At 47.6% G+C, this 25,757-nt stretch carries 27 protein-coding genes and 2 other annotated features; of the genes, 3 read left to right on the top strand and 24 right to left on the bottom strand.

The genetic code is table 11. The features are described from left to right. Positions 1-88 precede the first annotated feature (88 nt). On the top strand, positions 89-1,240 hold the full coding sequence (locus tag NQS30_RS05915; RefSeq protein WP_218791306.1) for an IscS subfamily cysteine desulfurase: 1,152 nt from the start codon (positions 89-91) through the stop codon (positions 1,238-1,240). After that, positions 1,237-1,779, top strand: a complete 543-nt coding sequence (locus NQS30_RS05920) for a transcription repressor NadR (protein ID WP_033574182.1) — start codon at positions 1,237-1,239, stop codon at positions 1,777-1,779. Before NQS30_RS05915 ends, NQS30_RS05920 begins: the two co-directional genes overlap by 4 nt. A 26-nt stretch (positions 1,780-1,805) precedes the next feature. Here the strand turns inward: NQS30_RS05920 and pheA are convergent, their stop codons facing one another. The 20 genes from pheA to NQS30_RS06020 form a co-directional block, all read right to left on the bottom strand. Next, positions 1,806-2,663: a prephenate dehydratase gene (gene pheA, locus NQS30_RS05925; protein WP_003152668.1), complete on the bottom strand. Its 858-nt coding sequence runs from the start codon at positions 2,661-2,663 to the stop codon at positions 1,806-1,808. 13 nt (positions 2,664-2,676) lie between these two features. Next, positions 2,677-3,120 (bottom strand): transcriptional regulator ThrR, encoded by a 444-nt coding sequence (gene thrR, locus NQS30_RS05930; protein ID WP_007408173.1) that lies wholly within the window; start codon positions 3,118-3,120, stop codon positions 2,677-2,679. Between the two features lie 53 nt (positions 3,121-3,173). Then, on the bottom strand, positions 3,174-4,460 hold the full coding sequence (gene obgE / locus NQS30_RS05935) for a GTPase ObgE (protein WP_007408172.1): 1,287 nt from the start codon (positions 4,458-4,460) through the stop codon (positions 3,174-3,176). Positions 4,461-4,491: 31 nt separating this feature from the next. Next, entirely contained in the window at positions 4,492-5,070 is a 579-nt protein-coding gene (locus NQS30_RS05940) for a sporulation initiation phosphotransferase B (RefSeq protein ID WP_007408171.1), read from the bottom strand. Between the two features lie 317 nt (positions 5,071-5,387). After that, the gene (rpmA, locus tag NQS30_RS05945) at positions 5,388-5,672 is read right to left on the bottom strand and encodes a 50S ribosomal protein L27 (RefSeq protein WP_003152662.1); all 285 of its coding nucleotides are present in this window, start codon (positions 5,670-5,672) and stop codon (positions 5,388-5,390) included. Between the two features lie 12 nt (positions 5,673-5,684). Further along, entirely contained in the window at positions 5,685-6,026 is a 342-nt protein-coding gene (locus tag NQS30_RS05950; protein ID WP_160242183.1) for a ribosomal-processing cysteine protease Prp, read from the bottom strand. A 2-nt stretch (positions 6,027-6,028) separates the two neighbouring features. Beyond that, positions 6,029-6,337 (bottom strand): 50S ribosomal protein L21, encoded by a 309-nt coding sequence (gene rplU, locus NQS30_RS05955; protein WP_003152660.1) that lies wholly within the window; start codon positions 6,335-6,337, stop codon positions 6,029-6,031. Positions 6,338-6,350: 13 nt separating this feature from the next. Continuing rightward, positions 6,351-6,424: a sequence feature (ribosomal protein L21 leader region), on the bottom strand. A gap of 58 nt (positions 6,425-6,482) precedes the next feature. Next, positions 6,483-7,349, bottom strand: coding sequence for a M50 family metallopeptidase (locus NQS30_RS05960; RefSeq protein ID WP_007408169.1), 867 nt, complete (start codon positions 7,347-7,349; stop codon positions 6,483-6,485). Beyond that, the gene (locus NQS30_RS05965) at positions 7,342-8,145 is read right to left on the bottom strand and encodes a M23 family metallopeptidase (RefSeq protein WP_007408168.1); all 804 of its coding nucleotides are present in this window, start codon (positions 8,143-8,145) and stop codon (positions 7,342-7,344) included. The genes NQS30_RS05960 and NQS30_RS05965 overlap by 8 nt, the downstream gene beginning before the upstream one ends. Before the next feature lie 126 nt (positions 8,146-8,271). Next, the gene (gene minD, locus NQS30_RS05970) at positions 8,272-9,075 is read right to left on the bottom strand and encodes a septum site-determining protein MinD (RefSeq protein WP_016938784.1); all 804 of its coding nucleotides are present in this window, start codon (positions 9,073-9,075) and stop codon (positions 8,272-8,274) included. Between the two features lie 2 nt (positions 9,076-9,077). Next, the gene (gene minC / locus NQS30_RS05975; RefSeq protein WP_003152653.1) at positions 9,078-9,758 is read right to left on the bottom strand and encodes a septum site-determining protein MinC; all 681 of its coding nucleotides are present in this window, start codon (positions 9,756-9,758) and stop codon (positions 9,078-9,080) included. A 53-nt stretch (positions 9,759-9,811) separates the two neighbouring features. Further along, entirely contained in the window at positions 9,812-10,330 is a 519-nt protein-coding gene (gene mreD / locus NQS30_RS05980; protein ID WP_007408167.1) for a rod shape-determining protein MreD, read from the bottom strand. Beyond that, positions 10,327-11,190, bottom strand: a complete 864-nt coding sequence (gene mreC / locus NQS30_RS05985; protein WP_007408166.1) for a rod shape-determining protein MreC — start codon at positions 11,188-11,190, stop codon at positions 10,327-10,329. The genes mreD and mreC overlap by 4 nt, the downstream gene beginning before the upstream one ends. Positions 11,191-11,220: 30 nt before the next feature. Further along, positions 11,221-12,234 carry a cell shape-determining protein MreB gene (gene mreB, locus NQS30_RS05990; protein WP_003152647.1) on the bottom strand — a complete coding sequence of 338 codons (1,014 nt, stop codon included), beginning with the start codon at positions 12,232-12,234 and terminating at the stop codon, positions 11,221-11,223. Between the two features lie 91 nt (positions 12,235-12,325). Beyond that, positions 12,326-13,021 (bottom strand): RadC family protein, encoded by a 696-nt coding sequence (gene radC / locus NQS30_RS05995; RefSeq protein ID WP_007408165.1) that lies wholly within the window; start codon positions 13,019-13,021, stop codon positions 12,326-12,328. A gap of 31 nt (positions 13,022-13,052) precedes the next feature. Then, complete coding sequence (locus NQS30_RS06000; protein WP_218791307.1) at positions 13,053-13,622, bottom strand: Maf family protein; 570 nt, start codon at positions 13,620-13,622, stop codon at positions 13,053-13,055. 140 nt (positions 13,623-13,762) lie between these two features. Continuing rightward, positions 13,763-14,764: an SPOR domain-containing protein gene (locus tag NQS30_RS06005; protein ID WP_061860762.1), complete on the bottom strand. Its 1,002-nt coding sequence runs from the start codon at positions 14,762-14,764 to the stop codon at positions 13,763-13,765. A gap of 126 nt (positions 14,765-14,890) precedes the next feature. Beyond that, positions 14,891-15,643, bottom strand: coding sequence for a prepilin peptidase (locus NQS30_RS06010; protein WP_012118107.1), 753 nt, complete (start codon positions 15,641-15,643; stop codon positions 14,891-14,893). A gap of 139 nt (positions 15,644-15,782) precedes the next feature. Beyond that, positions 15,783-17,075: a bifunctional folylpolyglutamate synthase/dihydrofolate synthase gene (locus tag NQS30_RS06015; RefSeq protein ID WP_218791308.1), complete on the bottom strand. Its 1,293-nt coding sequence runs from the start codon at positions 17,073-17,075 to the stop codon at positions 15,783-15,785. A 58-nt stretch (positions 17,076-17,133) separates the two neighbouring features. Continuing rightward, positions 17,134-19,776: a valine--tRNA ligase gene (locus tag NQS30_RS06020; protein WP_015417930.1), complete on the bottom strand. Its 2,643-nt coding sequence runs from the start codon at positions 19,774-19,776 to the stop codon at positions 17,134-17,136. Positions 19,777-19,834: 58 nt separating this feature from the next. Continuing rightward, positions 19,835-20,056, bottom strand: a binding site (T-box leader). A 172-nt stretch (positions 20,057-20,228) separates the two neighbouring features. Here NQS30_RS06020 and NQS30_RS06025 point away from each other — a divergent pair. Next, positions 20,229-20,420 carry a hypothetical protein gene (locus NQS30_RS06025; RefSeq protein WP_003152639.1) on the top strand — a complete coding sequence of 64 codons (192 nt, stop codon included), beginning with the start codon at positions 20,229-20,231 and terminating at the stop codon, positions 20,418-20,420. Between the two features lie 14 nt (positions 20,421-20,434). Here the strand turns inward: NQS30_RS06025 and ysxE are convergent, their stop codons facing one another. The 4 genes from ysxE to hemB all read right to left on the bottom strand — a co-directional run bounded on the left by ysxE (position 20,435) and on the right by hemB (position 25,756). Next, positions 20,435-21,457, bottom strand: a complete 1,023-nt coding sequence (gene ysxE, locus NQS30_RS06030) for a spore coat protein YsxE (RefSeq protein WP_012118110.1) — start codon at positions 21,455-21,457, stop codon at positions 20,435-20,437. A gap of 33 nt (positions 21,458-21,490) precedes the next feature. Beyond that, entirely contained in the window at positions 21,491-23,332 is a 1,842-nt protein-coding gene (locus NQS30_RS06035; RefSeq protein ID WP_218791309.1) for a LysM peptidoglycan-binding domain-containing protein, read from the bottom strand. A 132-nt stretch (positions 23,333-23,464) separates the two neighbouring features. Beyond that, positions 23,465-24,754, bottom strand: a complete 1,290-nt coding sequence (gene hemL / locus NQS30_RS06040; RefSeq protein ID WP_021494394.1) for a glutamate-1-semialdehyde 2,1-aminomutase — start codon at positions 24,752-24,754, stop codon at positions 23,465-23,467. A gap of 27 nt (positions 24,755-24,781) precedes the next feature. Continuing rightward, entirely contained in the window at positions 24,782-25,756 is a 975-nt protein-coding gene (gene hemB, locus NQS30_RS06045) for a porphobilinogen synthase (RefSeq protein ID WP_015240312.1), read from the bottom strand. Between the last annotated feature and the right edge of the window lies 1 nt (position 25,757).

Below are 25,757 nucleotides of genomic sequence, written 5' to 3' on the forward strand. Positions count from 1 at the left end.
TGTTTACACCTGTCTTGACACCTATATTTACACAACGATAAAATAAACTCAAGCTTTTTTTAACATAAACGGATAGGAGACGGGCTGTATGATTTATCTTGATTACGCGGCGGGAGCGCCTTTAAGCAAAGAAGCCGCGAAAGTCTTTCAGCATCTCAGCACAGAGGTATACGGCAATGCAAGCAGCCTTCATGACGCCGGAGGAAGAGCGGCGGACGTGCTGGAATATTGCAGACATTCTGCAGGCAAATTGATCGGCGGAGCGGCAGACGGCATTTACTTTACAAGCGGCGGAACGGAAGCGAACATCCTGGCCGTCCAATCATTGCTGCACGGCCTGCCCGATCACAAAAAACATTTTATTACGACCGCAATGGAACACCATTCGATCCATAATGCCGCGGCGTTTTTAGCTGACCGTGGAATTAATGTCACCATCATATATCCCGACGAAAACGGCCTTATAACCGAGGACATACTGGCGGCTCATATCCGTCCTGACACGGGGCTTGTTTCCATACAGCACGCCAATTCAGAAACCGGCCTCATCCAGCCTGTGAATCGTCTGGCCGCTTTTCTTCACCAGAGAAACATTTTGCTGCATTGCGATTGTGTTCAAAGTTTCGGCAAACTGCCGATTGATGCGGATCAGGAGGGAATCGACGCCCTTTCCGTCTCCGGTCATAAAGTATACGGCCCGAAAGGCACCGGGGCTGTTTACATTCGGCCCGGTGTCAGCTGGAACCCGGTTTATCCGCATACCGTGCATGAAAACGGGTTCAGGCCCGGTACGGTGAATGTGCCGGCCATCGGCGCTTTTACCGCTGCTGCCGAGTATGCAGTGAAACATATGGAGGAACACCGTGAGCATGCTGACAGGCTGAGGAATTATTTGTATGACCAAATTCGGCGTCAAGGCCTCCCCATTTCATTTTCAGAGAAAGAAACCGGCGGTGAATGCCTGCCCCACATTGTCGGGTGTTTTTTTCACTCCTTTGAAGGACAATATATTATGTTAGAATGTAATCGTAACGATATTTGCATCTCAACCGGGAGCGCATGTTCCGCCGGCAGCCACGGCCCTTCTTCAGCTATGAAGGCGCTGGGAAAAACCGAACGGGAAGCGCGGCAGTTTTTCCGGATCTCATTCGGAAACGAAACAACATGTGAACAGCTCGATATGCTGATACATACATTTACGGCGCTATGGGAGCAAAAGAAAGGAGAATCAGCAATTTGACAGAAGGAACGAAGCTTACTGGGGAGAAAAGACGCGACATGCTGCTTCATTGGCTGAAAGAAGCCGGCTCGCCATTAACAGGAGGCGAATTGGCCAAAAAAGCAAATGTCTCAAGACAGGTGATCGTGCAGGACATATCGCTTTTGAAAGCAAAAAACGAGCCGATTATCGCGACGAGCCAAGGCTACTTATACATCAGCATGAATGCCGGCGGCGAAAAAAATGCCGAACGGATTGTCGCCTGTCTGCACGGCCCGGAGCGGACGGAAGAAGAGCTTGAACTCATTGTCGATGAAGGCGTCACCATAAAGGACGTCATTATTGAACACCCCGTATACGGCGATTTAACCGCCGCCATAAGAGTCAGTACACGGAAAGAAGTCAAACAATTCATGGAGCACATTAACTCGACAAATGCCGCTTACCTTTCACAGCTGACCGGAGGCGTGCACCTCCATACGTTAAGCGCCCCGACAAAAGAGCGGATTGACCAAGCCTGCCAAGCGCTGGACGACGCGGGTATTTTAATAAAAGATTAAAAAAAAAGCCCCCTGAAGGGCTTTTTTTATATCGAATAGGATTGATATGTTCCCAGAAGCTTGACCCGGCAGCCGAGGGCTTCCATCTCTTGAACGGCACCGGGAATGAGAACCTGATCCATCGCCTGTTCAATATCAATAATAAAGAAATAGTTGCCGAGACCCGTTTTTGTCGGGCGCGATTCGATCTTTGATAAATTCAGGTTTCTCCATGAAAAAGCGGACAGCACCCTGTGCAGCGCACCTGATTGGTCATCTTGGGGAAGCGTTACCATCATCGTCGTTTTCGGCCGTGAAGACAGTTTCGCATTCACTTCGAATGAGACGTCTTTTTCAGGCGAAAGAATGACAAATCTCGTGTGGTTGTCCTGATAATCCTGAATATCCCGCTTCACGATGCTCAATCCGTATGTAGCGGCGGCCATTTCATTTGCAATCACGCCGATCGGAAGGTCCGAATGCTCACTGACATACTTGGCAGCCGCACCTGTTGACTTCGCATACTCATAAGGAACGGACGAAAAATGCCGGTGAAGAAATTTGTGGCATTGCGCAATCGCATGGGAATGAGAATAAATTTTCTCAAGCTTTTTCCACTCATTTTCTCTCGAAGGGTGAACGAGCAGATGCTGGTGAATCGGCAGCGTCATTTCCCCCACGATCGCAAGAGGCTGCTCATGAATCAAATAGTCAATCGTTAAGTTAACCGAGCCCTCCAGCGCGTTTTCCAAAGGAACAAATGCAAGATCAACTTCTCCCGCAACCGCCGCATCCATGCATGCCGGTATTGTTTGATAAGGTGCTTGTGTCACGCTGTTTTGAAAGCAGGAACTGACTGCTAGATGTGTAAATGTGGCTTCTGGCCCTAAATAACCGACTTTCATGTCTCTTCTCTCCTTACGCGCCTGACCCTAAGATCTCAACTTTTTCTATAAAATCAAATTTTCTCAGTTTATTCATTAACGTATGAATGTTTTCTTCCATTGCGGACGTACTGATTGAGAGCGTGACATTCGCCCTGCCCTGAAGCGGAATCGTCTGGTGAATGGAAAGCACGTTGCTTCCTGAGTCAGCCACCGCCTGCAAAAGCTGGGATAACGCGCCTGACCGATCCTCCAAATGAAAGAAAAGTGTGATTATTTGTTCTTTAACCATCGTGTAAAAAGGGAAAACCGCATCTCGGTATTTGTAAAAAGCGCTTCTGCTTAAATCAACTTTCTGCACAGCATCTGCAACCGATTCAGCCTTTTTTCTGTCGAGCAGCTTTTTGACTTCAAGGGTTTTCCGCATCGCATCAGGCAGAACGTCTTCACGCACTAAATAAAATGTCTCTTCTTTCACCTGCACCCCTCCCTTTTACATCAGAGAGCCTGCATTGCAAGCTCTCCGTTTTTTTAATCAATAAATTCAAATTCAAATTCCAGAAGCCGGATGATATCGCCGTCTTTAGCACCGCGTTCTCTGAGCGCTTCATCAACGCCCATACCGCGCATCTGTCTTGCAAAACGCTTGACGGATTCGTCACGGGAGAAATCAGTCATTTTAAAGAGGCGTTCCAGACTGTCACCTGAAAGCACAAACGCACCGTCCGGATCACGCGTAATGTTAAATGGAATTTCTTCGTCTTCCATCGTGTACATTACGCGGTTTTCCGCCAGTTCTTCTTCATCATACAGCGGGAATTCAGGCGTTGTTTCCAGCTGGTTGGCGACTTCAAACAGAAGATCGCGGAGCCCTTCTCTCGTCACCGCGCTGATCGGGAAGACAGGATGGTCATCCTGAAGCTTTTCTTTAAACGCTTTAAGATTTTCAGCCGCTTCGGGCATGTCCATTTTATTCGCAACGATAATTTGCGGACGCTCCGTCAGCCGCAGATTATATTCACTGAGCTCCTGATTAATGGTGACATAATCCTCATACGGATCACGGCCTTCCATCGCTGACATGTCAATGACGTGAACGATGACGCGCGTCCGTTCGATATGGCGGAGAAATTGGTGGCCTAAGCCGACTCCTTCATGCGCTCCTTCAATCAAACCGGGCAGATCCGCCATGACGAAGCTTCTTCCGTCATCCGTTTCCACCATGCCCAGATTCGGAACAAGCGTTGTAAAATGATAATCGGCGATTTTCGGCTTTGCCGATGAAACGACAGACAGAAGCGTAGATTTTCCGACGCTCGGGAAGCCGACGAGACCTACGTCTGCAAGCACTTTCAGTTCAAGCACGATATAGCGCTCTTTTCCGGGCTCTCCGTGCTCTGACAGCTGCGGTGCCGGGTTGGCCGGTGTCGCAAAGCGGGTATTTCCGCGTCCGCCGCGTCCGCCTTTTGCGATGACGGCACGCTGCCCATGCTCAGTCAGATCGGCAATGACCTGTTTTGTATCGTCATCCGTTACGACTGTGCCGGGCGGAACTTTAACAACCATATCGTCCGCATTTCTGCCGTGCTGGTTTTTAGACATGCCGTGCTCGCCGCGTATCGCTTTGAAATGCCGCTGGTACCGGAAGTCCATGAGCGTGCGCAGTCCTTCATCAACCTCAAAAACGACGTCGCCTCCATTACCTCCGTCACCGCCGGCAGGCCCGCCTTTCGGCACATATTTTTCACGGCGGAACGCAACCATTCCGTTACCGCCGTCGCCGCCTTTTACATATACTTTCACCTGATCTACAAACATAATATCCTCCGTTCTAAACCGTAAAAAACCGCTAGTTCATTCCAATTTCGGCCACACATTCATGGCCGGTCAGCTCAAATTGCATGACATCAAAGTCCTCATGCCGGGATTTGCGAAATTCATCAAACACATCTGCATTTGCAATCGTTCCATGAAAATCGAGATATACAATAAGCTGTCTGTCAGGGTGATCCGTCTGCAGCGATACGGTCAGATGATTTTCACTTTCATTGTTTACCGCCAGACCGAACAGATGAAACAGTTTTCTCATCAGGTTCGACAGCTTTTGATCATATGCCGATAAATCTTTAATTTCTCCGAGCACTTCGTATTCGAGCCTCATATAACGGGACTTCCAATTAAATGTAAGAAAGTCAAACGCCAAGTGCGGGGTTTTCAGGTTTGAGAGCTTTGATTCGTGCTTTGCATCTATGACCATTTCGTCAATAATTTCAACGACCCTGTCATACTTCTGCAAACTTAAGTTTCCTTTTATCAGCTGCAGCTTATTCATCCAATCATGACGGAAATGGCCCATTAATTGGATCAGCTCATTGATCAGAGCCGCATCGCTTACAGGTTCTTCTTGTTTCTTCGATACATCCTTCATTTTCGCACTCCCAATCGTTTAATTTCTTTTTAGGAGTCTTGATAAGTGTGTACTATGAATTATAACAGAGAAGGCTTTGTTAAAAAAACACTTGTTTTTCCTGGTTCATCATGTTCCTTTTTCGGATCGCATACAATGCGGATGCCAGGCAGAAACATTTTTGGTATCACTGCTTGGGGAACATATCCAGTGGGTATGGGAAGCTGATGTCCTCATTCAAGGCGGGGTTCACTCACGCATCCTCTGCTTTTCATTCTTGATGTTACTCCGCTTACTGCAAAAAAAACTCCAGTCAACGACCGGAGTTTTTTGTGTCATTATTGAGCTACAGGATATACGCTCACTTTTTTGCGGTCACGGCCGAAACGTTCGAATTTAACAGTTCCGTCGATTTTAGCAAAAAGAGTGTCATCTCCTCCGCGGCCCACGTTTTCACCTGGGTAGATTTTCGTTCCGCGTTGACGGTAAAGGATAGATCCGCCTGTTACGAATTGACCGTCTGCACGTTTAGCGCCTAAACGTTTAGATTCAGAGTCACGTCCGTTCTTTGTAGAACCTACACCTTTTTTAGAAGCGAAAAACTGAAGATCTAATCTAAGCATGTAACTCACCTCCTATATTTGGTTTGCAGTCAACCGTAAGTGTTCACTGTAATCCCGCTCGATCGTTTCAAGAGAAACAATCATGCCTTCAATCAGCAGCTGCGCTTTTTGCAAAGCTTCCTGATCAGCGGCTTCAGGGAATTCAAAGTAGAAATAACCCCCGTCCTCGCCTATATCAAGAATCGGTTCGAGAGGAGCCAGCGCGATAACCGCATTGACCGCTCCGAAAACGACAGCCGTGACCCCGGCGCATACGAGATCTCGTCCATGTTCAGCAAAATCGGCATGTCCCGTCATTTCAAAGGACAATATGCTCCCGTCATTCCGGGATCTTCGAATTGTTGCCTCAATCATGCTTACGCGTTGATTTTTTCGATTGTCAATTTAGTATAAGGCTGACGATGACCTTGTTTTTTATGAACATTTTTCTTTGGCTTGTAACGGAAAACAGTGATTTTTTTCGCACGGCCTTGTTTTTCAACTTTAGCTGTAACTGTCGCGCCTGCAACTGTTGGGTTGCCGACTTTCACGCTGTCTCCGCCAACAAACAATACGTCTTCAAACGTCACTGTTTCACCTGCTTCAGCAGCAAGTTTTTCGATGTAAACAGTTTGACCTTCTTCAACTTTGATTTGTTTTCCGCCTGTTTTAATGATTGCGTACATTCTCTGCACCTCCTATTAGACTAAGACTCGCCAGCAACAGGGGGCTTTAAAGCTCTTATCACCTGTCCCGAGCGGTTGTAGCATTGGTGCTACATCCATAACATTAAAAAATATATCAGAACCAAAAGGATATGTCAATCTATTTCTAGTAAGGCAGCAGCAGGTCTTCCATAGAGGAATCTGTCCGTTTATCGGCAAAATACGCATGAAGCACTTCATTTTCATCGAGCTGGCTGAGCTTTTCGCCGGCTTTTTCAACGATAATGGGGTGCTTGCATCCCCGTTTGAATTCGGCCATGACATGCTTTACTTTGGCATCGGCCGCGACCGTCAAAGGATGCAGCATGGCGACATCGCGGTTTTTGCCGTAGTATCTCTCCAAAAGAAACCTCAGCTGAATATAATGCCGCTTCCGGTATTCATCCCATAAAGAAGCGGCGAGAAAGACGAACAGCACCCATGCGCTGACCTGAAGGGGGACGGCCAGCACAATCCAGCAGCAGAGCAAAAGCGCGGAAACGGCCGATGTCTGCAGGCTGAGGAGATGCGCTTTTTGAAAAGCCATTTGTTTAGAGAAGTATAAAAACACGAACTTTCCGCCGTCAAGCGGCCAGATCGGCAAAAGATTGATGAAAAGAATGGAGAGATTATAAAAGGTAAACATCTCAAATGTCTGCTCACTTGCAAAGCCTGACATGAAAAAGAGCCAGGCTGCCGCCTGAAGCCACACATGCTGAAGCGGGCCCGCCAGGATGACCGCGAATTCCTCTTTAAGCGGCCGGTTTCCGTGTTCCTCCACCTCAACCGTCCCGCCGAAAGGGAGCAGAAAGATTCGTTTAATGCGCCACGAAAAAAACACAGCCAGAGCAGCATGCCCCAGCTCATGAACGGATACGACCAGCAAAAGACACAGCAGCGCTTTGATGTGCCCCGTCATAAGACCAAGCCCCATGATAATCCAAAGAAAAGGATGGACATGAATTTTAAAAAGGAGGATGAGCCATTTATTCATCAAATGTGATCACCTGGATCGGATCTATGAATTTATCGCCATCCTGGATCGCGAAATAGTACTGGCCTTTACTTTTATCGTTGAGCTTGATCGAACCGATCTTTTTCCCTTTATCGACAAAGTCGTACAATGAAACGTTAACATCTTTTAGCCGGCCGTAAATGCTGCTGGTATTGTCGGCGTGCTGCACCTTCACCGTCAGCCCTGTTTTTTTATCTTTGCTCACTTCCATAATGTAGCCTTCTTTTACGCTGTCAATGGCTTCGCTGGCGGTTTCGACGACGACGCCTTCTCCGTTATTTTGAAAGTCCTGCTGGATTTTCCCCGCGGCAGGAACGGCCATATCCTGACTGACCGCCACCTGACCGTCCTTCTTTTTCGTTCCCGGCGTAAGAAAAGCGAGCGGGTTTCCGAAGGAAGATACGAACCAATTGCTTACGGCAGCAAACTGAAATTCTTTTTGAAAGGTTTGTGCGATCGCCGGTTTGATCTGACTCAGCGGCTGTTTGTCAGTTTTATAGGCAATAGCGGAGATCAGTACGAGACAGGCGGCCAGCAGGCATTTTAAAATAATAGAATGAGCGCTGATCAATGGATGCCGTCCGTTAAATTCGGGCGGGTGTTCCGTTTGATATTCGTAGTCCGGAAGAAGTTTGTGCTTTTCCTGCTCCTTGACCGTCTGCCACGCGGGAAAATTCTGCGTTTGGGCGTTTTGAACGAAAGTCCGTTTTGATTCAGGCCGCTGTTTTCTTCTTTTAGCCAGTCTTTTTCTAATTTCATCAGCTCTGTGACTCATCGCCATCATCCTTTGCAATCGTTGGGTTTGTACATCCTATGTCTTGTCCATTGCAAATATGCGCTCTTGAAAAACAAAAAGACCTGATAAGCTGGGCTTCATCAGATCTTTGTATTCTGGTATATATTATGAACGCACGCCGAAAAATGACTTGATTTTCGCCATCATCCCTTTTTGCTGCTCTTCAAGCACCTGCAAAGGAACGGATTCTCCTAAAATGCGCCGGGCGATATTGCGGTACGCAATGCTGGCGCGGTTTTTGGAATTCATGGCAATCGGTTCGCCGATATTTGAAGCCCTGATCACTTCATCATCGTCAGCAACGATTCCGAGGAGATCAATAGACAGATGATGAACAACTTCATCCACATCCATCGTGTCACCGTTTTTCATCAGGTGATTTCTGATGCGGTTCACGATAAGGCGCGGCGGTTCGATATCTTCCTGCTCCAAAAGTCCGATAATGCGGTCAGCGTCCCGCACCGCTGATATTTCCGGCGTCGTCACAACAATCGCCTTATCAGCTCCGGAGACGGCATTTTTATAGCCTTGTTCAATTCCGGCCGGACAATCAATAATGACATAATCAAATTCCTGCTTAAGCTCCTGCACAAGCGATTTGATCTGCTCAGGGACAACAGCCGTCTTGTCGCTTGTCTGGGCAGCCGGCATTAAATGCAGCAGATCATCAAAACGTTTGTCTTTGACAAGCGCCTGATGCGTCTTGCATCTGCCTTCAATTACATCTACTAAGTCGTAAATAATTCTGTTTTCAAGACCCATTACGACATCAAGGTTGCGCAGTCCGATATCTGTGTCTACCAAACAGACGCGCTTCCCTAAAATGGCTAAGGCGGTACCGAGGTTTGCAGATGTTGTTGTTTTACCTACTCCGCCTTTTCCCGAAGTTATTACGATAGCCTCACCCAATTTCACATTCCTCCCTCAAGCCTTGTTAGATCAGGTCTTAAATGAGCCAATTGCTGAAGGCGTTCAATGACCATATTTCCGTCAGTATCTAAATAAGCACATTCCATGTCGTTCCCTTTTTGAATGTGGTCTGGGGAGCGATTTAACACGTGATTGATCCTCAATTGTGTCGGCATCATTTCTGATGCGGCGATCACAGCCCGGTTATTTCCGTTATAACCCGCGTGGGCAATCCCTTTTAATGAACCGAGAACAAATATATTTCCTCCGGCTCTGATCGTACCGCCGGGATTCACATCTCCGATTAAAAGCAAATCTCCCGTCACGTGAAGCACCTGGCCCGAACGGACGATTTTGGAAACAGAAACAATTTCCTGCTCCTCTTTCATCCGCTGCGCTTCTTCTTTGGCGATGACTTCACTGTCAATTGAATGCACGACTAAATCTTTCTTTGACGCGATCAGATCAGTCAGCTGCTCTGCCTGTTCCTGATACAGATACCGATGCCCGAGTTTAATATGAACACTGATTTTTTGGCCTTTGCCATCAGTATATTGTTCAATCGACAGCATGTTTTGAAGACCATCGAGAAGCTCATCAAAAGAACACGCATCATCCAGATGCAATGTTAAGCCGTTTTTTGTTCCTTTTATTGTTACATATTGCTGCTTTTTGGTCTTCATCAATGTTCACCTCAACAACATACTCTTTTCGTCAAAAAAAGATAAAATCCTTTTTACTCATCTCTTAATTCTTTCTTCAGACTTATATAAAACAGCCTGAAGGGCAGGACTAATATAACGGCTCCCGCAATATTCAGCAAAGCGGTCGGCAAGAACCTCTGAATGACAAAATCGTTAAATGTCATTGTGCCGCTGCGGATTAACGTCTGAATGCCGTAGACGTAAAATTCAAGCACACATACGCTCAGCACCGCAACCAGAATGACCATCAGGGCGTTTGTCTGCAGCACTTTAAACGCTTTGGCCGCCAGATAGCATAAACCGGCAAAACCAAACATATAAACGCCTAAAACACCCGTATAATTGATGTCATAAAGAAATCCGAAAATCAAACCGTAGATCACCGCATGCTTTTGGTTGATATAAGCGGACATAAAAATCAGCGCAAGCAAAAGAAAATGCGGAACGACCTGCTGCTCGACGGAAACGAAAGGAAAACGCACCAGATCGGTATAGATGCTTTCCGCACAAAAGACCAAAATCATAATCAAAGGGAGAAGGAAACGTTTCACGATCCTTCCTCCCCTGTTGCTACGCTTCGGTTCACGACGATGACATGGTCAAGATCGTACAGGTCGGCAGCCGGTTTCACGTAAGCGATTTTCGTCAGGCCGTAAGCATCTGATTCTACATCGGTCACTTCCCCGACCGTCAGTCCTTGAGGAAATACGCCGCCCGTTCCGGATGTCTCCACGAGGTCGCCTTTTTTCACTTCACGTTTTTCATCCGGCTCAAGGATGGTCATTTTCAGAGTCTGCTTCTTTTTATCATACCCTTCAATTAAACCGTAGCCTTTGCTGCCCTTTTTGCCGGAGATTTTGGTGGCCACTCTGTTATTGCGGTCAACATCGCTCAGCAGCTGAACGGCGGATGTGAAACTGTTGAGTCCGCTGCTTTTGATCTTCCCGACCAGCGCACCCTTTTCGTTCGTGACAGCCATGTCTTTGGCCACTTTCTGCTTCGTTCCCTTATTGATCATGATCTGCTTGTACCATTGATCAGGGTTTCTGGCGATAACGGTCGCTAAAATCGGATCATAGTCAGAAATTGATTTGACATGCCCGAGTTCATCACGCAGCTTCTTGTTTTCATCTTTGAGTTCTTGGAGCTTCGCTTCATATTGTGTCTGTCCGTCCAGCTTTTGTCTTAAACGTTCGTTTTCCTTGTACGTGTTTTTCAGGTCTTTTATGTCCCCGAAGAACCCTGCAAAATATTCGGCAGGCGTGTGAAAAATGTTTTGAAATACTCCCGTCGTATCACCGATCAGCTTTTCAGGCCAGGTGGTATTACGGCCGTTCTTCAGCGAGAATCCAATCATAGCCACCAATATGATAATACACAGAAGTAATAGCATTAACCGTTTGTTCGGCATCGTGATACACCTCTTCTATTTAACTCCTGATTATCTTGTTTTTCCTTTGAAAAGATGGATGTGTTCCAGTGCTTTTCCAGTGCCGATCGCAACACAATCCAGCGGATCTTCAGCGATAAGAACAGGCATTTTCGTTTCGTCACTGATGACTTTGTCGAGATTGCGCAGCAGGGCGCCTCCCCCTGTTAATACAATACCTCTGTCCATAATATCAGCGGCCAGCTCAGGCGGTGTTTTTTCAAGCGTGCTCTTCACCGCGTCAACGATTGAGAGAACTGTATCACGCAGTGCATTTGCAATTTCCGTTCCCGTGATTTCGATCGTTTTCGGCAGACCTGTCAGAAGATCGCGGCCGCGGATTTCCATTGACGCATTTTCTTCACCGGTTTCTGCTGAACCGATCTCCATTTTAATAGCTTCCGCCGTACGGTCACCGATCATCAGATTATATGTTTTTCTGATATAGCTGATGATTGAGTCGTCCATTTCGTCACCGGCTACGCGGATTGACTGAGACGTGACAATGCCGCCTAAAGAAATGATCGCCACTTCAGTTGTTCCGCCGCCGATATCAACGACCATGCTGCCCGTCGGCTCCCATACCGGAAGATTCGCGCCGATTGCTGCCGCAAACGGTTCTTCAATCGGATAAGCGTCACGTGCGCCCGCTTGTCTTGTCGCGTCGATGACCGCCCGTTCTTCAACGGCCGTAATACCTGACGGCACACACACCATAACGTAAGGCTTTCTCGCAAACAATCCTTTATTTTTCACAGCCTGATTAATGTAGTATTTCATCATTGTCGCAGTTGTTTCATAGTCAGCAATAACGCCGTCTTTCATCGGACGGAGCGCAACCACGTTGCCCGGAGTTCTTCCGATCATATTTTTCGCATCGTTACCGACCGCAACGATGGACTTCGTATCCGTTTGCAGAGCAACGACAGACGGCTCTCTCACTACGATTCCTTTTCCTTTAACAAACACAAGCGTATTCGCGGTTCCCAAATCTATACCAAGGTCTCTTGTACCAATTCCGAACATATGTATGTATCTTCCTTTCTTAAAGCAAAAATACCCTAAAGGGAAAAACTCATAAAATCTATTATATCTTAAATCAACGAAAAAAAAAGTGTTACAAATATCCTTTTTCCTTTAAACTCACAAATTTTTTGTCACCAATGACCAAATGATCCAGCAGCTCGATGCCGATTAAATTTCCGCACTCAAAAAGCCGCCTGGTTACCTCTATATCTTCCCTGCTCGGTGTAGGATCTCCTGAAGGATGATTGTGAACGCAAATGAAGGACGCGGCGGATCGTTTGAAAGCTTCTTTAAACACCTCCCGCGGGTGGACAATAGATGAATTCAGACTTCCGATAAAAACGGTGCGTTTATGAATGACTTGATTTTTGGTATTTAAATATAAACAGACAAAATGCTCCTGGGATAAAAAGCGCATATCCTCCATCACATACTTCGCCCCGTCTTCCGGAGAGCGGATGACGCAATGCTCCCCGGCGGATGTCTTATGAATGCGGCTCCCCAGCTCAATTGCGGCAAGAATCTGAACGGCTTTCACCGTGCCGATTCCCGGAATGCTGGAAAGCTCCTGGGCAGAGGCGCCTTTTAACAGTCGCAGCCCGTCAAACGTCCGCAGCAGCCGGTGAGCGAGGTTCATGACGGACTCATGTTTCGTTCCCGTCCGCAGCAGGATGGCGAGCAATTCATTGTTAGAGAGATGTTCGGCTCCGAAGTGCAGAAGCCGCTCTCTCGGTTTTTCTTTTTCGGGGAAATCTCTTAATTTTAACGGCAGATCACGGATGATCAACCCCTCCTTGTTCCCCTTCCCGGTTTGAACATCAAGCTTTTATATTAAATTCTTTCAAGGCTCTCATTGTTTTAGCGACAGGAAGCCCGACGACAGAATAAAAATCACCGTCTATTTTTTTCACTAAAAGCGCGCCTTTTCCTTGGATGCCGTATGCACCTGCTTTATCCATCGGTTCTTTTGTTTCAATGTAGAGCTGTATGTCGTCTTCACTGAGCGGCCAAAACGTCACTTCCGTCGTGTCACAGAACGTTTCTTTCCGGTCATGCGTCTGAATGCTGACCGCCGTAATGACTTGATGGCTTCGGCCGGAAAGCCTCCGCAGCATGTGTGCCGCTTCTTCCCTGTCACGCGGTTTGCCGAGGCATTCGCCGTCTATGCACACCATCGTGTCAGCCCCGATAACGACTGCATCGGGATTTTCGGCCAATACAGCTCCGGCTTTTTGCTCGGCCAAACATTGGACGTTTTCTTCCGGCGAAAGGTTTCGATTTAATTTTTCTTCTGTGCGGCTTGCAATAATGCTGTAAGGAATCTGAAGAAGAGTAAGGAGTTCTTTTCTTCGCGGAGATTGTGATGCGAGTATTAAGCGTTTTGTCATGATTGTCATCCTTTCAGGGTTTGCTTAAGAAAAAAAGATACTTGTCTATCCTACCAAATCAAACGGGCAACCACAATTTCAGAAAAATAACTTTTTGATGACAAAATAAAAAATCCCGCCGGATGACGGGAAATGAGATACTATTTTACAACACTTAAAAGCTCTTTTTGGGCTTTCCAGCCGGATTCCGAACCCGACGTTTCCAGTTCTTTCAGCGCTTGAAGCACGGCCTCTTTCTGCTTTTTGTCAGCGGAGTCTGCACCGTCTGCCGCTTTTGCCGCTTCAGCCACTTCCGTTTTTGAAAGATCTTTGCCGGTAATCGCTTTGGCGGAGAGCTCAGATGCTTGTTTAAAAGAGTCTTCCAGTCCTGAATCGACCGCAAAGCTGAGCTCTTTTCCGCCCCAAGCCTCAAAATCATGGTCTATCAGTGTCTGACCCAATTGCTGTGATAAGCTTTTTTCCGCTGCCAGCCCGGCGATCACGTATGTGTATCCGTCTTCTTTAGCCAGAGAGACGGCCGAGTATCCTTTTTCAGTCAGCTGGTCAACAAGCGTTTGCGCTCCTTTTTCTGATGAAAATTTTCCGGCCTGCACCGCATATGTTTTATAGTTTCCCTCTGAAGATTCCGCATCTCCTGTGCCGGCTGTTTCAGATTTGTCTTTAGAAACATCTCCCGCTTTCGCCGTCTGCCCTTGTGAACCTTTGTCAGCTGATGCTGGAGCGGAGGCTTCTTTACTTCCCGACATATTTAAGGCGACAAGGCCGAGCCCGGTGCCTAAAACAGCCGCAACGGCAATTGTCGTGACCGCTTTTTTTACTGGAGAAGACGGCTGCTTTTTTTTCGGAAAATGAGGGCCGTTTTTTTTCTTCTGGTATGGCGGAACGACTTTCGGGTCATCTTCAAATACCTCAGAATTCTTCTCATGATCCCAATTGAAATCTTCTTCTTTCGGATCTTCATGGGATGCGGCGGTCTCCTGCTCCGCCTTTTTTGTTTCTTCCCAATTTGAAAATGTGACGGTTTTCTCCCCGCCTTCTTTCACATCTTCTTGTCCATACATCGTTTCTTCTTGTCCGTTAATGGTTACTTTAAGGGCATTGTTTTTTGCGTTGCTGTGCTTTTTGCTCTTCCTTTTTTTCAACGTCTCTTCCCCCTTGCATTCGTCTTGGCCGTACCTTGAACTGATCATGGTTCACACTTTAGCATAGGCGAAAAAAAAAAGAACAAGACTTTTGTCGTCTTGTCCAAAAAACGTTCGCCAAATTTTTCAAGCCCCGCCTGAAGCGAGCTTGATGTAAAACGAAAACAGCTCTTCACCGTATAAATAACTCAAAGCGCTCCCGGCTGAGATGGCCGGCGCAAACGGAAATGGCTGCTTTTTACCAAGCCTGCCCCGGGCTGCGGCGCACATACCGTATACGGCTCCGATCATAACGGAGAGAAAGAATGCAATGAGCACGAGCTTCACGCCGAGCGTCAGGCCGATCACCCCAAACAGTTTCACATCACCTGCGCCGATGCCTCCTTTACTGACAAACATGATAAAAACAAGCAGAAAAAATCCGCAAACGGCTCCGGCAAACCCTGCATACCATGAATCCAGCGGAGAAAACATACGGCCGGCGATGAAAAGCGGAAGAAAAAACAGCAGAACCTTGTCAGGAATCAGCATATATTGCAGATCCGTCATAGTAACAATCATGAGCAGAGACAGAAATAACAGCGCGACTAACAGTTCTTTTGAGAAACCGAAATGAATGCCTGCAGCCGTGAATAAACATGCCGTCCAGCATTCCGCCGCCGGATACATAACCGACAGCTTCGCACGGCAGTTTCTGCATCTGCCTCTTTGCAGAATATAGGAAACGACGGGCACAAGCTCCCCCCAGGAGAGCGGCAAGCGGCAAAACGAACAGGCTGAACGCGGCGAAATAACCGAGATTCGCAGCGGGATACGGCACGCTGCTGTATAAAAAAAAGAACCGAAAATCAAGCCGAGAAAAAACAGAATCAAAAGCACTCAGACCACACCTTTACTATCAATCTGGCTCAGATTATAGCAAAGAAAAACACCATGACTGAAATGGCTGAAAATATATTTTCAGCATAAAAACACTCGGCAAAACCGTAAAATGGTCTGCCGGGCATCCGAGGGGCTGTCAGATAAGCCGCTTTCTCATTTCTGAAATAAAATATAAGGAGCCGGTAATGATGATGACATCATCCGCCCCGTCTTTTTGTTCTATCCATTCTTTCACACTGTCCGGGTTCTCATCGAAGCTCTTATCCGCTAGACTGCTTGCGTTATAAAGGGCTTCGGCGCTTGAAGCACGCGGAAAGTCAAATGATACAAAGTGAATGGAATCCGCTTCGGTTTCAAGCTTTTCAATCATTTCTTGATACGGTTTGTCTTTTAATGCGCTGAATACGACATGGACGTTTTTACCGGCAAAGCGCTGCCGGATCGTTTCTGTCAGCGTTTCAACGCCCTCTTCGTTATGCGCGCCGTCCGCAAACACTAAAGGGCGGCTTTGAAGACGTTCAAACCGGCCCGGCCACGATGCTTTTTTCAGGCCATTTCGCATCGCTTCTTCAGAAACGGCTGCGGCTTCCAGGCGATTCAGCCATTCAGCGGCCAATATCGCCAATGCCGCATTCTGCCTTTGGTGAATGCCGATCAGCGACGTTTGAATGTTTTCATAGCATTTCGTTTCCGTTTCCAGCGAAAAGCTTTCACCGGACGGAAGCGCCGCTTCATTAAACAGTCTGCACGTTTTATATAGTGACTGATACGGAGCCTGCTTTTTTTCGGCTTCCGCTTCAATAACGCCGAGTGCTTCCGGCTGATTGACGCCCGTAATGACCGGAATGGAATTTTTAATGATACCGGCTTTCTGCCCGGCGATCTCCTCGATGGTATTGCCTAAAATCGCCATATGGTCATGTCCGATACTTGTAATGACCGACAGGAGCGGATTCACAATATTGGTTGAATCAAATGTGCCGCCGAGCCCCGCTTCAAAAATGACAAAATCGATATCAGCCCGCTCCGCAAAATATAAAAATGCACACGCTGTAATGATTTCAAATTCTGTCACCGTTCCGGCATCGGTCTTATCAAGCTCATCGACTATCGGTTTTATGTCATTAACGAGCGTTCTCCATTCCTCATCAGAAATCGGCGTGCCGTTGACGCTGATACGCTCATTAAACGTAATAATGTAAGGCGATGTGAACGTGCCGACCGTATAACCGGCTTCTTGAAGCACGGAACGGATAAAAGCGACGGTCGATCCTTTGCCGTTTGTGCCCGCCACATGAATGGCGCGAATGTTCTTTTCCGGGTGTTCCAGTTTTTCCATCAGCTTTTCCATACGGAGAAGGCCCGGCTTAACGCCGAACTTGAGTCTGCCGTGAATCCAGCTGATCGCTTCTTTGTACGTATTAAACAATGAAATCCCCTCTTTTATACAACAAGGCGGTTTCTTAGGAAACCGCCCCGCTGTTTTATCAGCCTTTCAGCTCTGCAATCCGCTGCCGGACAGCTTCGCGTTTTGCCGCGTAGTCTTTCTCTTTTCCGCGTTCTTCTTCAATGACATGCTCAGGAGCTTTTTTAATGAATCCTTCGTTGCCGAGTTTTTTCTGAACGCGTTCGACTTCTTTTGTCAGCTTGTCGAATTCTTTTTGCAGACGGGCGATCTCCTCATCAATGTTAATCAGCCCTTCAAGCGGCAGAATGACTTCCGCTCCGGTGACGACCGCTGTCATCGCTTTGTCTGCCGCAGTGATATCCGTCCCGATTTTCAGCGTGCTCGGATTCGTAAAGCGTTCAACGTAAGAACGGTTCTTCTCAAGGCGGCCGGCAATGTCTTCGGTAGCTGTTTTAATGTAAAGCTCAACCTGCTTGCTCATCGGCGTGTTGACTTCGCTCCGGATATTGCGGACAGAACGGATTAATTCAACGAGCAGTTTCATATCCGCCGCTGCCTCTTTATCCGTATGTTCCGGCACCGGAACCGGCCAAGAGCTGATCGTGATTGACTCGCCTTCATGAGGAAGGTGCTGCCAGATTTCTTCCGTTAAGAATGGCATAAACGGGTGAAGAAGACGCATCGTCTGGTCAAGCACGTATGCCAGAACAGAACGGGTTGTTTTCTTCGCCGCTTCATCTTCCCCGTACAGCGGAAGCTTTGCCATTTCGATATACCAGTCGCACACATCGTCCCAGATAAAGTTGTACAGGTGGCGTCCGACTTCGCCGAATTCATAACGATCCGCAAGCTGGGTTACGTCTTCTATCGTTTCATTCAGTCTTGTGAGGATCCACTTATCAGCAACTGATTTTTCACCGGACAGATCAAGCTCGTCATACGTCATGCCGTCCATGTTCATTAATGCAAAACGGGAGGCGTTCCAAATTTTATTTGCGAAATTCCATGTGGATTCCACTTTTTCATAGCTGAAACGGAGATCCTGTCCCGGTGAACTTCCGGTTGCCAGGAAATAGCGCAGGGAATCCGCTCCGTACTTGTCGATGACATCCATCGGGTCCACGCCGTTCCCAAGGGATTTACTCATTTTTCTGCCCTGCTCGTCACGGATTAAGCCGTGAATCAGCACGTCTTTGAACGGACGCTCGCCGGTAAATTCAAGACCTTGGAAAATCATCCGGGATACCCAGAAGAAAATGATGTCATATCCCGTTACAAGAACATCGGTTGAGTAATACCGCTTAAAGTCTTCAGCGTTTTCATCAGGCCAGCCCATTGTAGAAAACGGCCAAAGCGCGGAGCTGAACCATGTATCAAGCACGTCTGAATCCTGTTCCCAATTTTCACTGTCCTCAGGCGCCTCAAGGCCGACGTACACTTCTTTTGTTTCTTTATGATACCAAGCCGGGATGCGGTGGCCCCACCACAGCTGACGGGAAATACACCAATCACGGATATTTTCCATCCAGTGCAGGTACGTTTTCTCGAAACGGTCTGGAACGAAGTGAACTTTCTCTTCTTTTGACTGAAGGTCAACCGCAGCATCGGCCAGCGGCTGCATTTTGACAAACCATTGTGTGGACAGGTACGGCTCAACAACGGCGCCGCTTCTCTCACTATGTCCGACAGAATGCATATGGTCTTCGATTTTAAAGAGAACACCGGATTCCTGAAGATCTTTGACGAGTTTTTTGCGGCATTCAAACCGGTCCATGCCGTTATATTGCAGCGCTTTTTCATTCATTGTTCCGTCTTCATTCATGACGAGAATCCGCTCTAAATTGTGGCGGTTTCCGAGTTCAAAATCATTCGGGTCATGGGCAGGCGTGATTTTAACGGCTCCTGATCCGAATTCCATATCAACATAATCATCGCCGACAATCGGAATTTCACGGTTTGTAATCGGCAGAATCACCGTTTTGCCGATTAAGTGCTTGTAGCGCTCATCTTCAGGATGAACCGCGACAGCCGTGTCGCCAAGCATCGTTTCCGGACGGGTGGTCGCGATTTCAATTGAGCCTGAACCGTCTGCTAACGGATAGCGCAAATGATAAAACGCGCCCTGTACGTCTTTGTAAATTACTTCAATATCGGATAAAGCCGTTTTTGTGGCAGGGTCCCAGTTGATGATATATTCGCCTCTGTAAATCAAGCCTTTTTTGTACAGCTTGACGAATACTTCCCGCACGGCTTTGTTCAGCCCTTCATCAAGAGTAAAACGTTCGCGTGAATAATCGAGTCCGAGTCCCATCTTAGCCCATTGGCTGCGGATGAAATCAGCATACTCTTCCTTCCACTTCCACGTTTCTTCTAAAAACTTTTCACGGCCGAGGTCATAACGGCTTGTGCCCTGTTCGCGGAGCTTCGCTTCGACTTTTGCCTGAGTGGCGATGCCGGCGTGGTCCATGCCCGGAAGCCAGAGCACGTCATAGCCCTGCATGCGTTTCATACGCGTAACGATATCTTGCAGCGTCGTATCCCACGCATGTCCGAGGTGCAGCCTGCCCGTCACGTTCGGCGGCGGAATAACGACAGAATACGGCTGTTTCGTTTGATCGCCGCCCGCTTCAAAATATTTTCCTTTCAGCCAAAAATCATAGCGGCCTTTTTCAATCGCAGACGGATCATATTTTGTCGGCATTGTTTGTTCGTTTGTATCCATGATAACCCTCCAGCATGTTTAGAAATGGCTGAGCAACTAAAAAAGAGCCTTCATCCTGATAAAGGACGAAAAGCTCTTTCGCGGTACCACCTTTTTTCATGAACAGATTTGTTCATGCACTTAAACGGATAACGGGTGCGGCCCGAATTTCTCTACTGTATGTTCAAGAAATTATGCTCCCGGGCGACCTTCCAATGAGACGGCATAAGAAGCCTTTCAGCACAGTAGCTTCTCTCTCTTCATGCGTCTTTCTTGTACTCTTCCCGTTCAAAGCAGGTGTATTTATATCAGCTCATGATCTTATTTATTATGTTCTTTATTATAGTAAAAGTGTTTTTGATTCGTCAATCATCTTTTCCAAAAACCGCTGCCGTCATACATAAATGGGCATGCACCCCGCCCTTTCCCTTACATACGATACATAGAAAGGCGAATGTGAGGAGGAATTGCCCGTGAGAAAAAAATTCAATTCTTATTCGCTCCCCCAGTGGGCCAGACAGGTCCGCCTTGTATCCGTGCAAGTCATTATCCCGATTACGATCTTTCAGGGGATCAGGACGATTTTCTTTCCGACGACTTTTGATGTCCTGCTGCTTGCCATCCTGCTGTTTTTAGCGTGCGCCCTGCATTTGGAATGGATATAAAAAAACGAGTCCCGTTATGAAGAGGACTCGTTTTCCGCTTTTATTTTTTTCTCCCGCTCAATCTGATGAACCTTCATGAGAAAAGGCTCAACATTTTTCATCTGCCAAAACGCTCTTAATAATTGCGTGCACTCTTCTTTTTCAGAGCCCCTTTGGCCGGTCTGATACCGTTTCAGCACTTTGTACATGGCGGACGGATAAGCCATATAGCTGAGAAACAGGCTGATTTCCGCTTCACGGAGCGGGAATGATTTGTGATACGTATAAAACCAGTCCAGACACTCCGGGCATGCTTTCGGATAGCTTCTGAACATTCTGGAGTAAAAGCCGAGCAGGTCGTTTTGCGGAGGGCCCAGCGCAGCTTTCTCGAAATTCGTGAAAAAGCCCGATCCCGCATCATTATACAGAAAGTGGCGGCTCGATAAGCTGCCGTGGTTGATCACCGCTCTCGTCTTGTCATGATCCTTTGCCGCGTCAAACCATTCTTCCAGACGTTCCAGAGCAAAATTGACGGCGGAAACCGTTTCTGTAAGATACGTAACAGCCTGCAGTTCAAAAGGTGAAAGATACCACTCTTTTTCCGCCCGGTCGGCGAATTGTTCATAGACAAGCTTATCATTTTCCCAATCTCTTTTCGTTGCTTCATAAAAGCCGCTGATATCTTCAGTCCGGATTTGGATGTCCCGCACAGTCGCAGAATGGAGCTTCGCGACCTCTTTAAAAAGGTAAACATGTTTTTGATCCCGTTCCTCTTCCTGATCGTACTGAAGCCAAGGCATTAAATAATAAGAATTCTCCGTCTGTCTTCCCGCAAAAAAATCGCCGGCATACGTGCGGCAGATCGGCACAAATGATCGGTAGCCTTTCTCCTCAATCTCAATCATAAGATCCGTAAATTCACTGCTGCGGGCCGGCTTGAGCTGTTTCAAAGCAAAAATGCCGTAGTTTGAGTAGACCTTCCAAACATGCGGGCTGACAGGCTCAATATACTCAGCCGCCAGCCCGTATTCCTGAAGCACTGATTGGACTGCTTCCATTCCATTCACCACATTTTTACGGCCTCTTTGTGCTTACGCATGGCTGTTATTATATTCAGGTATATACAGAAGCTGACCTTCTTCAAGCTCGTCATCAAACGATAAAGCATTCGTTCTGATGAGCTGCTGGGTTGTTATGTCATATCGTTCACACACCCGGTCGATAGTATCTTGCTGCTGTACGATACAAATTTTCATTCTTGAAAACTTTTCTTCTTCCCTTGTAAATAATTTTGTCAAGTAATGAGAGTTGTCATTTTCCTTCTGCTCGGTTCCCGGTGCCGCTTCTTCATTCTTTCTTTCAGACTTAAGCGGCTCAGGCGGTTCAGCTTGCGCCGGCTCCTCCGGCGGCAGTTTGGAAAACTGAAAAGACAAATCGAGAGGCTTCCCGGTTTCCTCCTCCGGCAGCGCCATCTTCCTTACCTCAATTTCAAACCCTTCTTCATCATGAGCCTCTTCTTCAAGCAGCTTAGGAGCGCTGTAAAACTCCTCTTCCTGCCGTTCCGGAACGAACTCGCGATAAACAGGCGCCTGCTCTTCTTGAAAAACCGCAGGCTCATCTTCGTCTTCTGCCGCCTCATGATCGCTCTGACGGAGAAGCGGCTCGGCCTCTGGCTGCTCTTCTTTTTGAAGGAAGGGCTGTTCCGCAATTTTTGTTTTTTCTGAATGCGGAGTCAGAGTGAACGCAGGGAAAACCGGCTCGTTATCATCTTTTGGCTCTTCCTGGACTTCTGCTGAATCATCCTCAAATACAGGTTCATTCCTCACAGCCGACATGATTGCAGGCTCCTCAGCTTCTTCCGGCTCTTCTTCGTGTTGGAAAGAAACGGGAGGAGGAGGCTCAGTAAAGGAAACAGGCTTCGGCACCTTTTCCTGCTCCATCAGAATCGGGGCAGTCTCCTGCTCTTCTTCTTCCCGCTCCCTCAAAATCGGGGCTGCTTCCTGCTCTTCCTCTTCCCGCTCCCTCAAAATCGGGGCTGCTTCCTGCTCCTCTTCTTCTTCCCGCTCCCTCAGAATCGGGGCTGCTTCCTGCTCTTCTTCTTCCCGCTCCCTCAGAATCGGGGCTGCTTCCTGCTCTTCTTCTTCCCGCTCCCTCAGAATCGGGGCTGCTTCCTGCTCTTCTTCTTCCTGCTCTCTCAGAATCGGGGCAGTTTCCTGCTCTTCTTCCCGCTCCCTCAGAATCGGAGCAGCTTCCTGCTCTTCTTCCCGCTCCCTCAAAATCGGGGCTGCTTCCTGCTCTTCTTCCTCCAGCCTGATTAAAGGCGGGATTTCTTCCTCGTTCTTCTTGGTTTCTTGTGCTGCTTCTTCTGATACAGTCAAAGGTATTTCAGGCTCATGGCGTATCATTAATTCTGGTTCGTTTTCGTCCTCAGAATGATGTCCGGCAAGATTGATCATTTCTTCTCTGGAAAATTCAGGCGCCACGTACAAAGGGATCTCCGGCTCTTTTGGCTCGGATTCCTCAAGCAGCCCTTCAATTGCCAAATCAGCTTGAATGGTTAAGATCCTTGAATCCGTCAGCTGATAATCAAAGGCATCGATAAATACGAAAACATCATTGAGGTGGCTCACTTTATTTTTCGGAATCGTGATGTCCACCGGGAAACAATGAATGAGCTCGGCCGTGCCATCCTCCCTCGCCCTCACTTCCTCTACATGCCTCAGCTCCCTATCAAGCTCTTCAAAATGACTGCTGTGATCTATGTTGTACTCGCCAGTAAGTTCTAATGATCCTTTAATTGAGACATAATCATTTACTTCCTGCACCCTGATGTCAGGGTCTAATGAAATCGAAAGTAATTCAGAAACTTCCTGTCCTTTTTGGAAACAGATTGATTCTTCAACAGAAAATTGCAATCGGTGATTATGCGGCAAGTTCATATCCTCCTTTCATCTAATCCATACAATTAGATGTCACTAAAGGTGTATGCCGCAATCCGGGAAAATATGATAATGGAGGCATTGAAAAAAGCCGATACAAGTCTTGCTTGCATCGGCTTTTCGGTATCAGCGGCTGATCGCCTGGAACACTTTCTCAGCGGCTTGAATGGTTTTTTCAATATCCTCCATTGTATGCGCAGTGGAGAGAAACAATCCTTCAAATTGAGACGGCGGCAGAAATACGCCTGCATCAGCCATCCCTTTATAATATTTGGCGAACAGCTTTAAATCAGAAGATTTGGCTGCTTCATAGTTAATGACAGGCTCATTTGTGAAAAAGAAGCCGATCATTGAACCCGCCCGGTTAAACGTGTGCGGAATGCCATGTGCTGCAGCTGCTTTTGAAATGCCTTCTTCAAGCATATCGCCTTTTTTCACAAATTCTTGGTAAGATTCAGGTGTGAGCTGCTGTAACGTCTCAAGTCCCGCTGTCATGGCAAGCGGATTTCCTGACAATGTTCCAGCCTGATAGATCGGACCGCTCGGCGCGATTCGTTCCATAATGTCAGCTTTTCCGCCATACGCACCGACAGGAAGACCGCCGCCGATGACTTTGCCGAGACACGTTAAGTCAGGCGTCACGCCGAAATACCCTTGCGCACAGTTATAATCCACGCGAAAACCGGTCATGACCTCATCAAAAATGAGCAGCGCGCCATACTGTTCCGTCATGTCGCGAAGTCCTTGTAAAAAGCCTTCCTGCGGCGGAACAACGCCCATATTGCCTGCTACCGGTTCAACAATGACCCCGGCAATATCTTCACCGTACTCCCGGAATGCGAGTGCAACGCTTTCCAAGTCGTTGTATGGAACGGTAATCGTATTCATTGCTATTCCTTCCGGCACGCCCGGGCTGTCCGGAAGGCCGAGTGTCGCCACTCCGGATCCCGCTTTGATCAGCAGTGAATCACCATGGCCATGGTAACAGCCTTCGAATTTCAAAATTTTGTTTCGGCCGGTATATCCTCTTGCCAGACGCAGGGCGCTCATTGTCGCCTCTGTGCCGGAGCTGACCATCCGCACGATTTCAACAGACGGCACACGGTCAATGACCAATTTGGCCAGTTCGTTTTCCACTTCAGTAGATGCCCCAAAACTTGTCCCGTTCTCGGCTACTTTTTTCAGGCTTTCAACGACCCGGTCGTTCGTGTGGCCCAAAATGAGCGGCCCCCAGCTCAGGACGTAGTCGATATATTCATTGCCGTCAATATCAAAAATTTTCGATCCTTTTCCGCGCTGCATAAAGATCGGGTCCATATCGACTGATTTAAACGCGCGCACTGGGCTGTTCACTCCGCCCGGCATCAGTTTCTGCGCTTCTTTAAAAGCGGCTTTTGATTTTTCATAGCTTCTCATCTGCTCAGCTCCCGTCAAATGAAATCGTTACTCAGCAAGCCATTTTGCTGCGTCTTTTGCATGATACGTCATAATCAGATCGGCTCCTGCACGTTTCATGCTCGTTAAAATTTCCAGCACCATTTCTTTTTCTTTAATCCAGCCGTTTTGGGCTGCCGCTTTCACCATGGAATACTCCCCGCTCACATTATATGCGACCAGCGGCAGGTGATGGCGGTTTTTCACATCACGCATAATATCTAAGTATGACATAGACGGTTTGACGATTAAAAAGTCAGCGCCTTCTGCCGCGTCTGATTCAGCCTCACGGAGCGCTTCCAAGCGGTTGGCCGGATCCATCTGATATGTTTTTCGGTCTCCGAACTGCGGCGTGCTGTCAGCCGCGTCGCGGAACGGACCGTAAAATTCACTTGAATATTTCACGGCATAAGACATGATCGGAATATTCGTGAATCCTTCTTTGTCGAGCGCTTCCCTGATCACTGTGACAAAACCGTCCATCATATTTGAAGGAGCGATGATGTCAGCGCCGGCTTTGGCCTGGCTGACGGCTGTCTGAGCCAGCAGTTCAAGCGACTCGTCATTGAGGATTTCTCCGTCTTTCACGACCCCGCAATGGCCGTGATCCGTGTATTCACAGAGACACGTATCAGCGATTACGATCATTTCAGGATAATGCTTTTTAATTTCAGCAATCCCTTTCTGCACAATGCCGTGATCGTGAAAAGCCTGGGTTCCGCAGGCGTCTTTTTCTTCCGGCACGCCGAAAACGATGACCGACTTAATGCCGAGCGATATCAGCTCAGCCATTTCATCCTTTAACAAATCGAGTGATACATGATAAACCCCCGGCATGGAAGGAACTTCTTTTTTTCCTTCGAGCCCTTCAACGACAAATAACGGGTAAATAAAATCTGAGGGGTGAAGACGTGTTTCTTTTACTAAATCTCTCATCGCAGCGTTCGCACGCAAACGGCGGTGTCTGTTAAATGTTTGATTCATC

The sequence above is a fragment of the Bacillus sp. B1(2022) genome, from assembly GCF_040259625.1.
In the GTDB taxonomy this organism is placed as follows: Bacteria; Bacillota; Bacilli; order Bacillales; family Bacillaceae; genus Bacillus; species Bacillus velezensis.

Excerpts from the sequence above, each read along its gene's own strand:
- obgE (WP_007408172.1), bottom strand. The coding sequence starts at position 4,460 with ATGTTTGTAGATCAGGTGAAAGTATATGTAAAAGGCGGCGACGGCGGT.
- NQS30_RS05960 (WP_007408169.1), bottom strand. The coding sequence starts at position 7,349 with ATGAATAAATGGCTCATCCTCCTTTTTAAAATTCATGTCCATCCTTTT.
- rplU (WP_003152660.1), bottom strand. The coding sequence starts at position 6,337 with ATGTACGCAATCATTAAAACAGGCGGAAAACAAATCAAAGTTGAAGAA.
- pheA (WP_003152668.1), bottom strand. The coding sequence starts at position 2,663 with ATGAAAGTCGGTTATTTAGGGCCAGAAGCCACATTTACACATCTAGCA.
- hemL (WP_021494394.1), bottom strand. The coding sequence starts at position 24,754 with ATGAGAAGCTATGAAAAATCAAAAGCCGCTTTTAAAGAAGCGCAGAAA.
- mreC (WP_007408166.1), bottom strand. The coding sequence starts at position 11,190 with ATGCCGAACAAACGGTTAATGCTATTACTTCTGTGTATTATCATATTG.
- mreB (WP_003152647.1), bottom strand. The coding sequence starts at position 12,234 with ATGTTCGGAATTGGTACAAGAGACCTTGGTATAGATTTGGGAACCGCG.
- NQS30_RS05965 (WP_007408168.1), bottom strand. The coding sequence starts at position 8,145 with ATGAGTCACAGAGCTGATGAAATTAGAAAAAGACTGGCTAAAAGAAGA.
- NQS30_RS06000 (WP_218791307.1), bottom strand. The coding sequence starts at position 13,622 with ATGACAAAACGCTTAATACTCGCATCACAATCTCCGCGAAGAAAAGAA.
- ysxE (WP_012118110.1), bottom strand. The coding sequence starts at position 21,457 with ATGGAAGCAGTCCAATCAGTGCTTCAGGAATACGGGCTGGCGGCTGAG.
- NQS30_RS06020 (WP_015417930.1), bottom strand. The coding sequence starts at position 19,776 with ATGGATACAAACGAACAAACAATGCCGACAAAATATGATCCGTCTGCG.
- NQS30_RS05950 (WP_160242183.1), bottom strand. The coding sequence starts at position 6,026 with ATGATTGAGGCAACAATTCGAAGATCCCGGAATGACGGGAGCATATTG.
- NQS30_RS05940 (WP_007408171.1), bottom strand. The coding sequence starts at position 5,070 with ATGAAGGATGTATCGAAGAAACAAGAAGAACCTGTAAGCGATGCGGCT.
- rpmA (WP_003152662.1), bottom strand. The coding sequence starts at position 5,672 with ATGCTTAGATTAGATCTTCAGTTTTTCGCTTCTAAAAAAGGTGTAGGT.
- hemB (WP_015240312.1), bottom strand. The coding sequence starts at position 25,756 with ATGAATCAAACATTTAACAGACACCGCCGTTTGCGTGCGAACGCTGCG.
- NQS30_RS05915 (WP_218791306.1), top strand. The coding sequence starts at position 89 with ATGATTTATCTTGATTACGCGGCGGGAGCGCCTTTAAGCAAAGAAGCC.
- minC (WP_003152653.1), bottom strand. The coding sequence starts at position 9,758 with ATGAAGACCAAAAAGCAGCAATATGTAACAATAAAAGGAACAAAAAAC.